Consider the following 16,781-nt stretch of genomic DNA (forward strand, 5'->3'; position numbering starts at 1 on the left):
TACATTCTATACTCATATTGTAATGACAATGAGCTATGGAGGAAAATAATATGGTTGATTATCAATTGAAACCCGAAATAAAGGTATCGAACGGAAAAAAGGGCTTTAAAGGATATCCTGCAATTTCAGAAGAGCTAATGCGAGTCGTCAAAGCAAAAGGATTGGAAAAAACAATAGTAGCAGTAGAGTGTTACCCAGGTGTCAATTATCATGAGTTGACAACAGAATTCTTTCCTCATTTATTTCCGGCAAAAACGATTTTTGTAGATGATTATAGTTTTTCAGTAGAAGAGGTTCAAGCGAAAATTAAGGACTGTATTACTGATGATCGCGTATTCGGTGTTCTTTCTCATTATACGATCGATCAATTTTTCAAAGCAGAAAAAATTGTTGAAGCACAGAAGAAATTAGCAAGTTCTACAGGAGTGACCATTGTTTATGGAACAGGCACAACGATTGTCTGTCAACCGGATATTCTAATTTATGCGGATCTAACTCGTTGGGAAATTCAGAGTCGTTACCGTTACAATCAGTTGCCGAATTGGAAGAGTGCGAACGAAACTGAAGATGCGTTGCGAAAATTCAAGAGAGGATACTTCTTTGAGTGGCGAATGGCTGATCGACAGAAAAAGCAATTATTCGATCAGGTAGACTTCCTGTTAGATACCAATGAACAAAACCAGCCCAAAATGATTGATGGAACCTCTTACCGGCAAGCGATTGAGGAAACTGCTCATCGGCCCTTTCGTCTAGTTCCTTATTTTGATGCAAGTGTTTGGGGTGGTCAGTGGATGAAGGAACGTTTTGGTTTAGATTCGAATGAGGATAATTTTGGTTGGGCTTTTGATGGAGTACCAGAAGAAAATAGTATTTTATTAAACTTTAAAGGAATAAAAATTGAAGTTCCGGCGACTAACGTGGTATTTCGACATCCCAATGAACTATTAGGGGAAAAAGTTCACTGGCGATTTGGAACGGAATTCCCCATTCGTTTTGATTATTTAGATACGATGGGTGGCGGAAATTTAAGTTTGCAAGTTCATCCACTGGTTGAGTATGCGCAAGATAAATTTGGTATTCACTATACACAGGATGAAAGCTATTATATTTTAGAGTCAACGGAGCGATCCACTGTTTATTTAGGAGTGAAAACAGGAATCAAAAAGGCGGAGTTGATTGCTGATCTGAAAGAAGCAGCCAAAGGGAAAAAACGATTTTCAGATGAAAAATATATCAACGTCTTTCCAGTAAAGAAACACGACCATGTTTCAATTCCAGCTGGTACGATTCACTGCGGCGGTCCAGATACAATCGTTTTGGAAATCAGTGCTACACCTTATATTTTTACCTTCAAGCTTTGGGACTGGGGAAGAACTGGCCTAGATGGGGTGCCTCGACCAGTGCATATTGAACATGGTGAGCCAAACATTTTGTTGGAAAGAGATACTGAATTTGCGAACCAAGAGCTTATTGACCGTAATGAAGAGGTTCATGGGAATATTTCAACTCAATCAGGAGTGATTACTGAACAAACTGGTCTGCACGGTTTAGAATTCATTGAAACACACCGACACTGGTTCAACGACTCCGCGGTTTTTACGACTCATGAAAGTGTAAATATGCTGAACTTAGTGGAGGGGAAAACTGCGGTAGTGGAAAGTATAGATCAAACCTTTGAAGCTTTTCCTGTCAGTTATGGTGAAACCTTTATTGTTCCTGAAAGTGTTAAAAATTATCGAATCACCAATATGGGAGACCAAAAGGAAAAAATTGCAGTGATTCAAGCGTTTGTCAGAAATCTATAATAATGGAGGTAAATAAACATTGGACAAATTTTATCCGGGATTTGATATTACAGTTAATGAAAAGAATTTGACTTTCAGCTATGGAGACACCGTATTTGGTCCAGCTGTTGAGCGTCGGAAATTAGAAGATATCCGGCAAAGCCTCCGGGATCCTGAAACAGATGGCCCGATAATTCCTTACGTCGTAGCCATGGATGTTGGTAAAAAGAAAGATCAGACAGACTTAAAGAACCGTTCTCTTCTATATGGGGCCATGATTTATTCAAAGGGGCGGTTTGGGGAAGAACCGGTGCGCAGCCAAGGACACATTCATGCTATTTCTCGATCCTGCAACTCTTCTACAGCAGAAGTATACGAGATATGGCAAGGGCAGGCAATTATCTATATGCAAGAAACGGCTCATGATAATCCGGGCAACTGTTATGCTGTCAAAGCTAAAGCAGGCGAAGTTATCATTGTACCTCCTGGCTGGGCCCATTATACGGTGAATGCAAATCCAGATCGTCTTATGGCTTTTGGTGCGTGGTGTATTCGTGATTATGCTTTTGACTACGAAGAGGTTCGCGCTCACGGGGGGCTGGCTTATTTTCCTATCTTGGACCGAGAAAACCATATCTCGTGGGAGGCTAATTCAAGCTACCAGGCGGCGCCCATCATTGAAAGAGCAGCTAGAGAATATTGTGAATTTGGTTTAGTAGCGGGTATTCCCATTTATACTCAATACGAACAGAATCCCGAATGCTTAAATTTTGTGACGCAACCTGAAATGGCTAAAAAACAATGGGAACAATTTGAACCCTAAAAGGAGAGATAGACGATGGCAAAGAATCAGACAAATACCTATTGGCCTTTTGGTGGAAAAGGATTGGCTTCTTTTGGTGTAAATGATCAGCTTTTAATTGAAGAGCTCCCTGTTCCTAAAGAGAATGAAGTTCTTGCGAGGGTTGATGCGTATACAATTTGTGCTTCTGATGTAAAAATGATTCATATGGGCAATGATTATCCTCTGTTTAAGGATCGGGATTTTACCAGTCAACCCGCTCGTTTAGGTCATGAATTAGCTTTGACAGTAGTGACAGCGGGGAAAAATAGGAGAAAGGAATGGTCGGTGGGGAAACGATTTGGGGTTCAGCCTGATGTCTACCTAAATGGAGATCGGTATTGCATCGGTGTGAATGTAAACGGTGGAATGGCTGAATATATTTTATTAGGGGCAGAAGTGTTTTCTTCTGACATGGGAAGCTGTGCTTTTCCAATAACCGGTGAATTTTCTGCCGCAGCGATTGCTCAAACTGAGCCTGTCGCCTGTGTTGAGGCAGCTTTTATTAATCACACAAGAAGCCATTATTTTGAAAATGACCGTATTTTTCTTTGGATTGATCCCAAAGCGGATAAAGTCTTTATGCTGGATTCTCTATATTCAGTCTCAACTATCCAAGTTTATGATCCAGCAGATCGCTTGCATCAAACTGTGATGTTACCAGAGTTGGTTTCCAGCGAGAAACTTTCAGAGATTCCGGAAGGATCGTTTGATGGAGTAATCGTAGTTGGTAATCCAACTAATAAAGAATTGACAGGGTTAACAGAGTTGCTGAACCCGAAAGGAATTTTTGCTTGGTTACCTGAGTATAAACCTGACCGCTATGCAGAGTTAGATATTGCCAAGGTTCATTACAACAAGCTCAATCTAGCCGCTAGTATGTCTGGCAAGCTTTCTGAGGCATTAAATCCACAAAAGTACCGCTACGATTATTCACCGGGTGGTACCTTGATTATTTCTGGTGGTGGTGGGGCAATGGGGAGAATTCATGTGATGCGAGCATTACAGCATGAGAATCCACCAAGTAAAATTATTGTGACTACCCGTAGCTCAGAACGACATGCTGCCTTGCATAGAACTTTTGACAGGCTGGCTAAAGAAAAAGATATTGAGCTGATTACTTTAGTAGTCGAGAAAGATTCATATAAAGAAAAAATGTGGGCAATCGTCGGAAATTCGGGGGCGTCGGATATCATTGTTTGCGCTCCAGGTGTTTCACCAATTGATAATGTAGTGGAATTTCTTGCTGAAAATGGATTAATTGTCTTATTTGCTGGTACTAGTTATGGTCATTTTGCCAAGCTGCCTTTAGGTATGGTTGCAACACAGGGGGTATCAATTACTGCCAGCAGTGGGTCTAGTGTAGCGGATCAAACTCGAGTCATCGAAAAGATGAGAAAAAAGCAGCTTGATCCTGATGTGAACATTGCAGCGATAGGAGGACTGAGTGCGGGAAAAGATGGAATCCTGGCGGTGAAAAATGGGATGTATTCTGGAAAAGTAATTATTTTCCCTCATCTTTTTCATCTTCCGTTAACTGCATTAGAAGATTTGGATAAAATTAGCCCCAGGTTAGCTGCTAAGGTTCAACATGAAGGCTGGTCTAAATCAGCCGAAGATTTATTAGCTGAGATTTGGCAGAAAGGAGAGAAATAGTTTGAAGAAACGAGTGGTTCATTTCGGGGGAGGAGCTCTTGGTAGAGGATTGGTTGTGCCTCTATTGGTTCAAAGTGGCTGCGAAGTTGTATTAGTAGATGTGGATGAAAAACTTTTATATGAAATAAAGGATCAGCATGGTTATTCGTTGCTGGTAACGGATGAAGAGACAAACCGGCAGCAGCAGTTTATTCCGGTAAAGGACGTAGTTTCCTCTCTGCTGGAACAAAAAAAACTGGCCACATATTTAAAGGAAGCTTCAGTTATTACAACGGCAGTACGTCGCGAGAACTTAATTCACGTAGTAAATACCTTAATCGGTTCCTTGGATGGTCAGCAGGAAAAACTAGTTATTTGTGCGGAAAATATTGAGAATGTGAATCATTATTTTAATGAATTACTTCATCAGGCTGCTAAGACTGAAGCTCAAAGAAAGGTTGCCAATAGCTTAGTCGTTCCCGATACGATTGTTGATCGTATCTGTTCATCGGACTGGCCGAGCAGCTTACAAATTAATACGGAAACTTTCCATGAGTTAGCAGTGGATCAATCCTTGGTACCAGAAACTCACCTTTCTTTGATTCCTGCGGTTGAAAATATTGATGCAGCATTTGCCCGCAAACGGCTGATGGTCAATACGTATGCAGATGCAGCTTCTTTTTTTGCTTTGGCAGCAGGCAAAAGCTATTTGCATGAGGCGGTAACGGATGAAACTATTCAGCAGCACTTGGCTCCCTATTTTGTCGGTTTTCGTAAATTGCTTGAGGAAAAGTATCAATATACGGCGGAAGAATTAGCTGATTGGCACCAGATTTATACTAAAAGGTTATCCAATCCTAAAATTAAACGGGAGCTTAACTCAGTAGCACGCAATCTTTGGGAAAAGATGACCTTAAAGGAACGGTTTATCTGGCCTTTGCTGGAATTACTAGATTTAAAAGTAGATGTTGCCGATAGCGTGAGAGTATTAATTGATTTAATAAAATGTAGTTCAAACGAAAGTGACCAGGTAATTCAGACAAAACTGAAGAAGTTATGGAGTACGGATGCCCGAGGAAGCGTACTTTATAAAATCGCTGAAGATTATTTAGCCGTCCCATCTTCAGAAGAAAACGAATAATCTTTTTTGAAGCCAAAAGGTCAGGAGGAACTTTTATGAGAATTTCTGAAATCCTTCCCCATTCAAACATTATTCTTTCCCAAACAGTTAAAAACAAACAGCAATTATTCGATGTTCTTACCGAAAAAATGGTAGAGATCGGAAAAATCAATGCCGATGACCAACTTGAATTTAAACGAACCTTGGAGGAAAGAGAAAAATTATCTACTACTGGGATAGGTGATGGGATTGCAATTCCCCATTCGCAAAACGATATAACCCAAGAACCTACAGTGCTGTTTTTACGGTCTTCTGAGCCGATTGAGTATGAAACCCTTGATGATCAACCAGTTCATTTAGTTTTTATGATTTCAGTTCCCCGGCAGTCAAATCAGCAGCATTTAAAGATTTTAGCTGAGTTATCCCGCTGGTTAATGGATACAACTTTTCAAAACGAACTAATGAAAGCGGAAACAGTCGATCAAGTGTTGTCAGTTATTCGAAAGAAAGAGAAACAAGGGGAGAGTGCCATGCAGGAAGAACAGAAAAAGGGTTATATTATTGGTGTAACAGCATGTCCTACTGGAATTGCCCATACTTATATGTCAGCAGAAAAATTAGAGAAGGCGGCTGTTGAGTTAGGATATGAAGTAAAGATCGAAACTAATGGATCAGTAGGTGTTGAAAATCAGTTGACGCTTGAGGATATTCAGCAAGCGGATGCAGTGGTCGTGGCTGCCGATACAAAAGTCGATACTGCTAGATTCTCTGGGAAAAAACTTTATAAAACCAGTGTTTCTAAAGGAATCAAAGAGCCAAAAGAAACAATTGAGAAGGCATTACATTCAGAGGTGTTCATCACGGATGCTCCAGCTAACAATGAAGCCAATAAGCAGAAATCAATTGGTTTTTATGGAGCATTAATGAATGGTGTATCTAACATGTTGCCGCTGGTCGTGGCTGGCGGTATACTTATTGCCATTTCTTTCTTCTGGGGAATTAATTCGGCTAGTCCGGACGATGCTTCTTATAATGTTGTTGCCGCATTGTTTAAACAGGTTGGGGATGGAGCGTTTGCTCTTTTTGTTCCAGTAATGGCAGGATATATTGCTTATGCTATCGCAGATCGTCCAGGGTTTGCACCTGGGATTGTAGGTGGATATCTTGCTAACAATGGCGGTAGTGGTTTTCTTGGTGCAATTCTAGCTGGATTTTTAGCTGGTTACACCATTCTATTGTTAAAGAAAGCCTTTAGTGGTTTGCCAAAGTCATTAGATGGTATCAAACCAGTATTACTGTATCCTTTGCTATCAGTATTTATCGTGGGAGTTATTACTGCTGCGGCTGTGAATCCGGTGATGGGGGAACTGAACACGTGGATTGTAACTGTGTTGGATAGTATTGGCACAGCTAACAAGATTGTTCTTGGTTTTGTTATCGGTGCGATGTTGGCAGCTGATTTAGGAGGTCCCATTAATAAAGCGGCTTATTTATTTAGTGTGGGGGCTTTAGCTACCGGAAATTATGAAGTAATGGCAGCAGCTATGTGCAGTGGAATGGTGCCTTCATTAGCTACTGCGCTTGCAGCAACTATTTCTAAGAAGAAATTTACTAAATCGCAGCATGAAGCGGCAAAGGCTAATTATGTATTAGGTCTGTCATTTATTGCTGAAGGTGCAATTCCTTTTGCAGCCAGCGATCCAGTACGTGTGTTGCCCGCTTTAATGATTGGTTCAGGAATAGCCGGGTCACTATCAATGATTTTTAATGTAACTTGTCCCGCTCCTCATGGTGGTATCTTCGTTTTACCCGTTGTTGGTAATCCCATTATGTTTATTGTAAGTTTGTTGATTGGAACTGTGGTTTCAGCTGGTTTGTTGTTGTTTTTGAAAAAAGAGCTAACTGAGGAAGAGTTAAGCATATAGATCGGATAAAGAGTAGGCGATGTCGCTTCCTCTTTATTTATCCCATAGAATCTAACTGCTTCTTAGAATCACAAAATATCTGCCAAACTTCAATTTGCTGCCCGCTAATCACTACTTTCCAGGCAGCTGGAAATTCCCAATAGCGTTCAGGATTGCCAAGGTAGGACCCGCTGGCTTTACCAAGAATAACTGCGAATTGATCATTGGCAAGGTAATCATCAATGGTGATCTGATAATCAGGAAACCATTGAAAATAACCGGGCCAACCAGCTTCCATGGCTTCCTTATTTTCACAACCGCCATAAGTGTCGATAAATTGAAAGTTTTCAGCCATCAGCTCATTTATTCGTGGAATGTTTTGTTGATTAATGGCTTGCACAAAAGCGTCTACAATTTTTTTGTTCATGGCCAGTTCTCCAGTCTTTTTCTTTTAGTATATACACAAATGTTGTGAAGGTAAACGTCTTACGCATGGTTGATTTATCGCTGTTCATACGTGAAAACTTTTTTATCTGCTAATCAAGAACGATTTATTCAAAATCAACAAGGGGGACGATACATTAATATCTCTATCCAAAATCTATCTTTTAAGAAAGCGTTGACATGTTTCGGGATATCGCTTACAATACGAGTGAGAAAACTGAAATCAGAGCAACGGTGGTAGTTGCTGTTTTGAGTATGTTACTGGTTACGCAGGCAGAACTCAAATTACCCAAGGATAAATACACTATCCTTAGGTAATTTGGGTTTTTTTGTTTGAAAGGAGGGAAAGCATGATTATCAGTCAAATTTTGAACAATAATGTAGCCATTGTAAAAAAAGGGAGCAATGACCAAACACGCGGAAATGAGGTCATTGTCTATTCAAAGGGGATTGCTTTTAGGCGCAAGGTCGGGGATATAATCGAGGAAAAGGAAATTCAAAAAACCTATGTTTTGGATTCCCATGATAAATTGGAACATTTCAGTTATTTACTTTCAAATACCCAGGAGGATTATCTTCAGATTGTGACGAAAACAATTGAATATGGTGAGAAAGTCATTCAAAAGAATATTTCCGATTACCTATATCTTGCATTGTTGGATCATATTGATTTTGCTATTAAACGTTTGAGAAAGAGCCAGATCATCAAGAGTCCACTTGATTGGGAAGTTCGAAAATTTTATCCAGATCACTATAAAATTGGACTTTATGCCGTTGATTTAATTGAAAAGGCCACTGGAATGGAATGTCCAAATGAAGAGGCTGTTTCCGTTGCTTTGCACTTTATCAACCTGCAAAGTCAAGGGGAAGAAGCAGATAGTATGATGAAAATGATGGAAGCAGTGCGGAATATTTTATCCATTATTAAGTATCATTATCGGCTAGATTTTGAAGAAGACAGCATTAATTATATTCGTTTAGTCACCCATTTACAGTACTTCATCGTTCGCATGTTTAAAGGAGAAGCACATTCGTCAAATGAAAGTGAGCTTAATCGGCAAATTCGCAAACTTTATCCTGAAGCGTATAATTGCGTGAATAAAATCCGGATTTATGTCAAGGATAGTTTTGAGAAAGATTTGTCTGAGGATGAAGAAGCCTATTTAATGCTTCATATTCAACGCGTCACTAAACGAGAAGAAGATAATTAATCAAGTAGTGTGAAAATCAGAAAAGAGGAATTCAGATGGAATATAAAGAATTTTGTGAGCAGCTGATTGAATTAGTCGGCGGTAAAGAAAATATTCAAAGTGTAACTAACTGTATGACTCGTTTGCGCTTCAAATTAAAGGATCGCGATGCGGCAAAAACAGAAGAGATTAAGGAATTGACTGATGTCATTGATGTAGTATCCAACGAGGTAGCCTATCAAGTCATTATCGGCACACAAGTTCAAGAGATTCGTCCTGAAATGAATCAGATTTTAGGACTGACTGGAGAAAATAAGCAGTCAGAAACTGGAGAAAAAGAAAAATTCGTTACCATGGCTTTACGAGTTTTATCAGAATCGATGGGACCGATCTTAATCCCGATTATGGCAGCCGGATTGTTAGCCGGTATTTTATCACTAATTTCTTTGACCGGTCTGGTTTCAGCAGAAGATTCAACTTATATGATTTTAGATAGTATTCGTCAAGCGGTATTCTTTTTCTTACCGGTATTAATTGCAATTTCCTTTGCTCGCAATTTGGATGTGAATGAGTATTTAGCGGTAACAATTGCATTGACTTTACTGTCTGAAACAATCAATGGTGTAAAAGGATTGGATTTTCTTGGTTTAAAATTACCAGAGACCACCTACTCTAATTCATTCTTCCCAATCATTTTGAGTATTATCTTTATGAAATACGTCGGCAAAGCATTGGAAAAAGTCATGCCGAAAGCACTGCAATATTTCTTTAATCCGGTACTTATTCTAATTATTACGTTGCCAATTACTTTGATCTTGTTTGGCCCTTTAGGAACCTATATTGGTGAGGGCTTGAACTTTGTCTTTGATTTTGTCGGAAATACGTTTGGCAGTTGGAGTGTTGTCATGTTATATGCTGCGTTACAGCCATTCTTGATTACGATTGGTGCGGGAAACTTTATTATCCCAATCTTCATGAACTCTTATGCGACGTTAGGGTATGACCCAGTCTTTACCGTAGCTTGGATTATCTCTGATATCGCTGTATGTGGAGCGGTTCTGGGGTATTTCTTCCGGTCAAAAGACCAAAAACAAAAACAATTATTTGCGATAACTGCTTTCAGTGCTTTGATGGGTGTTACTGAACCGGCAATTTATGGAGTCTTCGTAAAATATCGTCGGCCTTATCTTGCTGTAATCATTGGTGGTGGACTTGGTGGACTATTTGCTGGGTTGATGAAAGTTATTGGTTATGCACCAGTTAGTCTGTTTGGTCTGGCATCATTTATCGGACAAAATAATTACCAAAATTTTTATATGATGATTGTTGCGGTCATCATCGGGTTTGTCGGAGCAAGTATTGCAGCATTTATTCTGGGCATCCCAAATGAGGAAAAAGTCAAAGAAAAATCAGCTGTCTCTGTTGAAACAAATGAAGAAGCCGTCACTAAATTGTTGGTCAAAGCACCAATAAAAGGAAAAAATGTCGTCTTAAGCAATGTAAATGACAAGGCATTTGCTTCCTCAGCACTAGGTAAAGGTTTAGGAATTGAACCAGAGGAAGATCTGATTTATGCACCAGTGAACGGGGAGGTCGTGAGTTTGTTTCCGACCAAACATGCCATTGGAATCAAAACCGAATATGGTGTAGAAATCTTGATTCATATTGGGATCAATACCGTAGAACTAGAGGGTAAGTATTTTGAATCCTTTGTAAAACAAGGAGATCAGGTCGCTGTTGGAGATCCGATCTTGCGAGCAGATATGGCAGGTATTAGAAGTGAGGGTTACGATCCAGTTGTTATCACCGTAATCACAAATACAGCAGATTATTTGGATGTTTTACCATCAAATGATAGTAGCTTGAGCAGCCAAGAAGATTGTCTGACTGTTGTCGTTTAGTAAACGAACATTGGAGGGGAAAGTAGTGACAAAATTAGCAAAAGATTTTTTATGGGGCGGCAGTATTGCTGCCCATCAATTAGAGGGTGCTTGGCAAGAAGGTGGAAAGGGTCCAGCAATTATGGACTATGCAACTTCGGGTTCAGCTGATACACCACGAGAATATACGAAGGAAATTGAAGAGGGTCGGCGCTATCCTTCTCACGAAGGGATTGATTTCTATCATCGCTACAAAGAGGATATCGCTTTGTTTGGGGAGATGGGTTTTAAGAGCTTGCGTATTTCTATCGACTGGTCACGAATTTATCCCAATGGCGATGATGATAAGCCGAATGCGGCAGGTATTGCATTTTATCAAAGTGTTGTTGACGAATTGCTAAAGCATAACATCGAACCAATCATAACCTTGTATCATTTTGAATTACCAATGAATTTGGTCACTAAATATGACTCATGGAAAAACAGACAGTTAATCGAGTTTTATTTGAACTTTGTAGAAACAATGGTCCAGACATTAAAAGGTAAAGTTAAATACTGGGTAACCTTCAATGAAATGAATCATATTGATCCACAAACAGAAGCTTCTGACATGTTTACTTATATTTTAGCAGGACTGAAATATAGCGAATTAGAAGGTAATAAGAAAGAAGTACTAGCAGTAATTGGCTATAATATGACTCTGGCTGGGGTCAAGGCGACGAGATTGATTCATCAGCTTGATCCAGCAAGCAAAGTCGGCTGCGTCTTCGGAATTACACCAACTTATCCAGTCAATTGTGATCCGGTCAATGTTTTGAATGCTTTTAAAGAAATGGATCGTGATTTCTATCAAATTGATGCGATGTGCAATGGGGAATTCCCAGAGTACAAATTAAGAGAATACCAAGATCTGAAGATCGAAGTTGGTTTGACTAAGGAAGATAAACAGGATTTTGCGGAAGGTCAGCTTGATTTTATCGGTATGAACTATTATATGACAGATGTTGCTCGTTATAAAGGCAGTGAGGAGGAGGAGGGTTCGCTATTTGGCGGCGTACAGAATTCGTTCCTTGAAAAAAGTGTTTGGGGCTGGGGGGTTGATCCTATTGGATTGAGGTATTTATTAAATTATACTTACCGCAGATATGGCTTGCCAATTATTATTTGTGAAAACGGATTAGGTGCTGTGGATAAAGTTGGCCTAGATGGTGTCGTGCATGATGATTACCGAATTGATTTTTTACAAAAGCACTTGAGTGAGTTGAAAAAAGCAGTAGAGGAGGACAAAGTAGATTGTTTTGGTTATTTAATGTGGGGACCGATTGATTTAGTGAGTACAACTACTGGAGAAATGAAGAAACGATACGGCTTTATCTATGTTGATAAACACGATGATGGAACAGGGAATTTGTCTAGAAGTCGTAAAGATTCATTTTATTGGTACAAAAATCTGATTGAAACCAATGGAGAAGACTTGTAAAAATGAAAAAAATGTTCGGAACACTGCTGATTTTCTCGTTGGGTTAATTTTTGTTAGCAGTTTGACCGCAGGATCTGAGTCAGACGCTGCTAAAGGGAGGCCTCAATAAAAATTTCATGAATAGTACTTACTTGAAACACCTCATAAATGAATTTAACGGTCTCGACTACATGAATTGGAAAAGCACTAGTTAGACAGTAATGTGTGCCAGCAACTCTGTTTTGATAACTTACGAAGGCGATTAGAAAACACAGTTATTCATGATACAAGTTGAAGAAGCACGAAAGTTTTTTCTTTCGTGCTTTCCGGTGTGGGTTAGGATTAAGCGTGGTACTTATTCTTTTAGTCCAGATTGATACAAATCGTAAAAATGATTGGTGGGTCCGTGTCCATTGCCTAACGGTAATGAATAGCGAATTGCTGTAGTTACGTAGCTTTTGGCTTTGGCAACAGCTTCATCCAGTTCTATTCCAAGAGCTAATTGTGACGCAATAGCAGAAGAGAAGGTACAGCCAGTGCCGTGAGTATTTTTGGTATCAATCCGTTCGCTAGTGTATTGAGAAAATCCTTGACCAGCATATAAAACATCGGTGGCTTTGCCGACTTTGTGTCCACCTTTAACCAGAGTTGCGGCACCACATAAGTCATAGATTTTTTTTGCAGCAATTTCCATATCTTCTAAAGACTGGATGGAAAGACCGCTGATTTTTTCTGCTTCTGGAATATTTGGTGTTATTAAGTTAGCCAAAGGCAGAACTGCTTCAATCAAAGTATCAATTGAAGTAGGGTCCATTAGAGCACAGCCGTTTTTTGCATACATAACTGGATCTAAGACGACTTTTTCCGGTTGCCACTTTTTTAAACTAGCTGCGACAGCTTGCATTGTTTCTACAGTAGAGAGCATACCGATTTTGACTGCATCAGGTTTGATATCTTCAAAAACGGCATCAACTTGTTCTTGAATAATTTGTGGTGTGATATCCTGATAGGAAATCACCCGAACGGTATTTTCAGCAACCACGGAGGTGACCACTGACATGCCAAATACTCCATGGGCCGAAAAGGTTTTCAAATCGGCTTGAATCCCAGCACCGCCGCTGCAATCTGAGCCGGCGATAGTTAATGCTTTTTTCATCTAAAAACTTCCTCCTTTACGCGTAAAAAGGGCGTCACCTTAAAAAAGGGGACGCCCATCAATTTTATCTTAGACTTGCTTCCCTCCGACGGTGTTAACCAACAGGTTCTAAGGGTCAGGTTTTACCTTCTCAACGCTAAGCGTCCCCCCGCAAAAAAATATTCAGTTAATCGTCACAGCTGCACAATTCTAATACAACTTATCTAATGGTATAACAAAAGGAGCAGTAGAACAAGCTCTTATTTGCCGATTTCTTCAGAAGTAGAAATGATTTTTCCGACGATACCGTAGTCTTTTGCTTCATCAACAGACATCCAGAAGTTGCGATCCGTGTCTTGCTGAACCTTCTCGACCGTTTGTCCAGTTGCTTCCGCGATTAAGCGGTTAATCCGTTCTCTCGTACGGATAATTTCCTTGGCCTCGATTTGAATTTCAGTTGTTTGTCCACTAACGCCACCAGCGGGCTGGTGAATCATGTAACGAGTGTTTGGCAAACTGTAGCGATTTTCTTTTTCAGCTGCTAAGAAAATCGTAATGCCGGCACTTGCTACCCATCCAGTTCCAATCATATTAACGGTTGGTTCAATAAATTTGATGACATCATGAATCGTGTCCCCAGATTCTACATGGCCACCAGGGCTGTTAACGTAAATCGTAATCGGATCATCATTCAATGCTGACAGCAGCAACAATTGTGAAGTAATATCTTTTGCTAATTCTTGCGTAATTTCACCATAGATTAAAACAGTCCGCTGATCAAGTAATTTTTTACGGTACACATCTGGAATTTCATTGGTTTTATTTTCATTATCTTCATTTTCATCTAAGTAGAACATTCAGACACCTGCTTTCATTTAGTTAACCTCAATTATAACACATGTAATAAAAAAGAGTGAAACAGACCTCCTAAATGCAAGAAAAATCAGTCTTTGAGCGTATTTATCGCTTGATAAAATGAATCGTGGTAGAGTGGGTTTATGGAAGGAGGGAAGATCTATGATGAACATTTTGAAGGACTTTCGCTTTTGGGTGTGTACGATTGGTGTAACCTTGTTAGGCTTACTTTCTGGTCTTTTTACAACGAACGCACAAAGTTATTACCAACAATTGGAATTGCCATCATTTGCTCCTCCAGGTTGGTTGTTTGGTCCAGTCTGGACTATTTTATACATTTTGATGGGGATTACATTTTACCTAATTTGGACACATCCCGTAAAAGAAGAGCGCCGTACCATGATTCCATTGTTCGTGGTTCAGTTTATCCTAAACTTTTTATGGTCGCCACTATTTTTCGCAGTACAAAACAATCTGCTTTCTGTAATTGACATTACAGCATTATGGATTTTATTAATTATTCAGCAACTGTTTTATTTGCGTCACCGACCAGTTGCCATGTGGTTAATGGGACCCTATTTCCTTTGGGTAACATTTGCGATGTTTTTAAACTACGGAATTCTTATTTTGAATTAATTTTCACAAAAGCTTAAACCCTGACAATTATTGTCAGGGTTTTTTGATACAATAAAATAGGTGATCACTTATGAAAACAAATCGGATGATTCATTTATTGTTTTATCTTTTGCGTCAGCGCAAAACAACAGCTGTGCATCTAGCTGGAAAATTTGGTGTTTCCTTACGGACAATTTATCGCGATCTGGATCAGCTAAGTCAAGCAGGTGTTCCTTTGTATACGACTACTGGTCGAAACGGTGGAGTTGCTTTGATGGAAGATTTTGTGTTGGATCGAACATTTTTTACTCAGACAGAGCAGAGTGAATTGATTGTGGCCCTCAGTAGTTTGGCTGCAACAGGTTTTGTGGAAATTGACAGCTTACAAGAAAAACTGACCAGCTTGCGAAAAGAAGCAGCCGAGCCTTTACTAGTAAATTTTTCTCGCTGGGGAGTCGATCCTGCTCAGGAAGCAGAGCTCTTCAATCAAATTAAAAAGGCCATATTGGAACATCAGGTTTTAGCAATTAATTACCTTAATAGTCAAGGGGAAGAAGGGTGACGGCGGATCGAACCCCAAAAATTAGTGTTTCAGGAAAATCAATGGTATGTGTTGGGATTTTGCCGCTGCAAGGCTGACGTCAGGCTATTTCGTCTGTCTCGTATTTTGGAGTTGGAGCAATCAAAAGAAACTTTTAAGTCAAATGCTTCTATTGAAAAGCATTTTAATCAGATTCAACGAAGTTTCAGCGAGCGAATTTTAGTAAAACTAACAACATCTCAAGCAGTCAAGCATCGCTTGGTAGACATTTTTGGCAGAGAAGCTGTTCAAACGATCGGATATGCGGTACAGGTAGAGACAAAATTGCCGATTGATGAATGGTTAATTTCATTTTGCCTGTCTTTAGGTTCAGAATTGCAAGAAATCCACCCAGTTGAATTGAAAGAAGCAGTCACAGCCGAACACCAAAAGGCTTATAAGCAATTAAGGAGGAATAAATGAAGATGGAGACATTAATTACTTTTGTAAAGAAGCATTATCCTAAAGATGCCGAAGAAATATTAACGTATTTGCCTAAACAGACCATTGATCCGCAAAAAATTCGGGTGATTATGATTAACGAGGTAGTAGCAAGCAGCCCAATGGAGGACTTTTATAGTCTGGAAGACAAACCAGAATATTTACAGACGACTTTAGCGATCTTTGAGCAGGCCGATGTCTCAATCCAAACTATGGATGATATTTTGGACTTAGGTATTTACATCACTAACACTGTTAAGATGCCTAAAGGCTCTACTGTTATTCCAAATGAAACCATTGATTACTTTTTACCAATTTTAAAAACTGAGCTTGAGTTGTTTCCGAATTTAGAGGTAGTTATGCTAATGGGAGATGTGGCTCGAAAAGCATTCAATAAAATTGCTAAAGCAGCCACTAAGAAAAATGCATTACCTAGTGGTTCAACATATAAGCTGCGCCACAGTGAATGGTATTATCAAAACCTGCGTATTCTAGCGGCCTATATTTTAACTGGCAAGAATTTGAAGATTGAAAAGTCCAAGAGCAGGATGTCAGCAGAAGAGATTAGAAAAATGTTGAGAATCATCAGACTATAAGTAAAAGGATTAATTGACGTGTCAAACGAATCAATTACGCATTGTCTGTCTTAAAAGCAAAATAGTGTTATTTTTCACAATATTTTAAAAATTGTTCCTGTAATCCGTTAATTTAAAAAAACGCAAGAAAATTGACTTGCACTTCACAATTTTTATAAAAAAACAAATTGTTGGTAATTAAAAAACTTTCTATAATGCTCAATCACTTTTTTCTTTTTTACAATAAATTATGCAAAAATATAATAAACGCTTTTAAATCAATCTTTTTTAATGATTTGTTGTTTTGGGGGCGTTATCTAAGA

The 16,781-nt window shown here is 39.2% G+C and carries 15 protein-coding genes and 1 riboswitch; of the genes, 12 read left to right on the forward strand and 3 right to left on the reverse strand.

The window, feature by feature from the left end; genetic code table 11:
• Positions 1–50 precede the first annotated feature (50 nt).
• The 5 genes from IGI46_RS19145 to IGI46_RS19165 are packed head-to-tail and all read left to right on the forward strand — an operon-like array spanning position 51 to position 7,305.
• The gene (locus IGI46_RS19145) at positions 51–1,805 is read left to right on the forward strand and encodes a class I mannose-6-phosphate isomerase (RefSeq protein WP_429974069.1); all 1,755 of its coding nucleotides are present in this window, start codon (positions 51–53) and stop codon (positions 1,803–1,805) included.
• A gap of 19 nt (positions 1,806–1,824) precedes the next feature.
• On the forward strand, positions 1,825–2,607 hold the full coding sequence (locus tag IGI46_RS19150; protein ID WP_429965144.1) for a glucose-6-phosphate isomerase family protein: 783 nt from the start codon (positions 1,825–1,827) through the stop codon (positions 2,605–2,607).
• A 15-nt stretch (positions 2,608–2,622) separates the two neighbouring features.
• Entirely contained in the window at positions 2,623–4,281 is a 1,659-nt protein-coding gene (locus tag IGI46_RS19155) for an alcohol dehydrogenase catalytic domain-containing protein (protein WP_429974070.1), read from the forward strand.
• A 1-nt stretch (position 4,282) separates the two neighbouring features.
• Positions 4,283–5,401 (forward strand): hypothetical protein, encoded by a 1,119-nt coding sequence (locus IGI46_RS19160; protein ID WP_429965142.1) that lies wholly within the window; start codon positions 4,283–4,285, stop codon positions 5,399–5,401.
• 35 nt (positions 5,402–5,436) lie between these two features.
• The gene (locus IGI46_RS19165; RefSeq protein WP_429965141.1) at positions 5,437–7,305 is read left to right on the forward strand and encodes a PTS fructose transporter subunit IIABC; all 1,869 of its coding nucleotides are present in this window, start codon (positions 5,437–5,439) and stop codon (positions 7,303–7,305) included.
• 37 nt (positions 7,306–7,342) lie between these two features.
• Here IGI46_RS19165 and IGI46_RS19170 read toward each other — a convergent pair whose 3' ends face one another.
• Positions 7,343–7,711 (reverse strand): nuclear transport factor 2 family protein, encoded by a 369-nt coding sequence (locus tag IGI46_RS19170; RefSeq protein ID WP_429965140.1) that lies wholly within the window; start codon positions 7,709–7,711, stop codon positions 7,343–7,345.
• Positions 7,712–8,078: 367 nt separating this feature from the next.
• Between IGI46_RS19170 and IGI46_RS19175 the strand changes: the two genes are divergently transcribed.
• Genes IGI46_RS19175 through IGI46_RS19185 form a run of 3 tightly spaced genes read left to right on the forward strand, consistent with a single transcriptional unit; the run spans position 8,079 to position 12,278 of the window.
• Positions 8,079–8,939, forward strand: coding sequence for a PRD domain-containing protein (locus IGI46_RS19175; protein WP_429965139.1), 861 nt, complete (start codon positions 8,079–8,081; stop codon positions 8,937–8,939).
• A 35-nt stretch (positions 8,940–8,974) separates the two neighbouring features.
• Positions 8,975–10,819, forward strand: a complete 1,845-nt coding sequence (locus tag IGI46_RS19180; RefSeq protein ID WP_429974071.1) for a beta-glucoside-specific PTS transporter subunit IIABC — start codon at positions 8,975–8,977, stop codon at positions 10,817–10,819.
• A gap of 25 nt (positions 10,820–10,844) precedes the next feature.
• Positions 10,845–12,278 carry a family 1 glycosylhydrolase gene (locus IGI46_RS19185; protein ID WP_429965137.1) on the forward strand — a complete coding sequence of 478 codons (1,434 nt, stop codon included), beginning with the start codon at positions 10,845–10,847 and terminating at the stop codon, positions 12,276–12,278.
• A 334-nt stretch (positions 12,279–12,612) separates the two neighbouring features.
• Here IGI46_RS19185 and thiD read toward each other — a convergent pair whose 3' ends face one another.
• Both thiD and IGI46_RS19195 read right to left on the reverse strand, forming a co-directional pair.
• Positions 12,613–13,413: a bifunctional hydroxymethylpyrimidine kinase/phosphomethylpyrimidine kinase gene (thiD, locus tag IGI46_RS19190; RefSeq protein WP_429965136.1), complete on the reverse strand. Its 801-nt coding sequence runs from the start codon at positions 13,411–13,413 to the stop codon at positions 12,613–12,615.
• A gap of 62 nt (positions 13,414–13,475) precedes the next feature.
• Positions 13,476–13,573, reverse strand: a riboswitch (TPP riboswitch).
• A gap of 79 nt (positions 13,574–13,652) precedes the next feature.
• Positions 13,653–14,249 carry an ATP-dependent Clp protease proteolytic subunit gene (locus IGI46_RS19195; protein WP_429965135.1) on the reverse strand — a complete coding sequence of 199 codons (597 nt, stop codon included), beginning with the start codon at positions 14,247–14,249 and terminating at the stop codon, positions 13,653–13,655.
• 163 nt (positions 14,250–14,412) lie between these two features.
• On the opposite strand from IGI46_RS19195, the gene IGI46_RS19200 reads away from it, so the two are divergent.
• The 4 genes from IGI46_RS19200 (at position 14,413) to IGI46_RS19215 (ending at position 16,479) form a co-directional block, all read left to right on the forward strand.
• The gene (locus IGI46_RS19200; RefSeq protein WP_429966069.1) at positions 14,413–14,883 is read left to right on the forward strand and encodes a TspO/MBR family protein; all 471 of its coding nucleotides are present in this window, start codon (positions 14,413–14,415) and stop codon (positions 14,881–14,883) included.
• 70 nt (positions 14,884–14,953) lie between these two features.
• The gene (locus IGI46_RS19205; protein WP_429965134.1) at positions 14,954–15,424 is read left to right on the forward strand and encodes a helix-turn-helix transcriptional regulator; all 471 of its coding nucleotides are present in this window, start codon (positions 14,954–14,956) and stop codon (positions 15,422–15,424) included.
• A gap of 6 nt (positions 15,425–15,430) precedes the next feature.
• Complete coding sequence (locus IGI46_RS19210; protein ID WP_429966068.1) at positions 15,431–15,865, forward strand: WYL domain-containing protein; 435 nt, start codon at positions 15,431–15,433, stop codon at positions 15,863–15,865.
• Positions 15,862–16,479, forward strand: coding sequence for a uracil-DNA glycosylase family protein (locus IGI46_RS19215; protein WP_429965133.1), 618 nt, complete (start codon positions 15,862–15,864; stop codon positions 16,477–16,479). The genes IGI46_RS19210 and IGI46_RS19215 overlap by 4 nt, the downstream gene beginning before the upstream one ends.
• Positions 16,480–16,781 lie beyond the last annotated feature (302 nt).

Source organism: Enterococcus sp. AZ163, assembly GCF_050498925.1.
Classification (GTDB): Bacteria; Bacillota; Bacilli; order Lactobacillales; family Enterococcaceae; genus Enterococcus_A; species Enterococcus_A ferrettii.

Excerpts from the sequence above, each read along its gene's own strand:
- IGI46_RS19145 (WP_429974069.1), top strand. The coding sequence starts at position 51 with ATGGTTGATTATCAATTGAAACCCGAAATAAAGGTATCGAACGGAAAA.
- IGI46_RS19155 (WP_429974070.1), top strand. The coding sequence starts at position 2,623 with ATGGCAAAGAATCAGACAAATACCTATTGGCCTTTTGGTGGAAAAGGA.
- IGI46_RS19165 (WP_429965141.1), top strand. The coding sequence starts at position 5,437 with ATGAGAATTTCTGAAATCCTTCCCCATTCAAACATTATTCTTTCCCAA.
- IGI46_RS19170 (WP_429965140.1), bottom strand. The coding sequence starts at position 7,711 with ATGAACAAAAAAATTGTAGACGCTTTTGTGCAAGCCATTAATCAACAA.
- IGI46_RS19175 (WP_429965139.1), top strand. The coding sequence starts at position 8,079 with ATGATTATCAGTCAAATTTTGAACAATAATGTAGCCATTGTAAAAAAA.
- IGI46_RS19180 (WP_429974071.1), top strand. The coding sequence starts at position 8,975 with ATGGAATATAAAGAATTTTGTGAGCAGCTGATTGAATTAGTCGGCGGT.
- thiD (WP_429965136.1), bottom strand. The coding sequence starts at position 13,413 with ATGAAAAAAGCATTAACTATCGCCGGCTCAGATTGCAGCGGCGGTGCT.
- IGI46_RS19195 (WP_429965135.1), bottom strand. The coding sequence starts at position 14,249 with ATGTTCTACTTAGATGAAAATGAAGATAATGAAAATAAAACCAATGAA.
- IGI46_RS19200 (WP_429966069.1), top strand. The coding sequence starts at position 14,413 with ATGAACATTTTGAAGGACTTTCGCTTTTGGGTGTGTACGATTGGTGTA.
- IGI46_RS19205 (WP_429965134.1), top strand. The coding sequence starts at position 14,954 with ATGAAAACAAATCGGATGATTCATTTATTGTTTTATCTTTTGCGTCAG.
- IGI46_RS19215 (WP_429965133.1), top strand. The coding sequence starts at position 15,862 with ATGAAGATGGAGACATTAATTACTTTTGTAAAGAAGCATTATCCTAAA.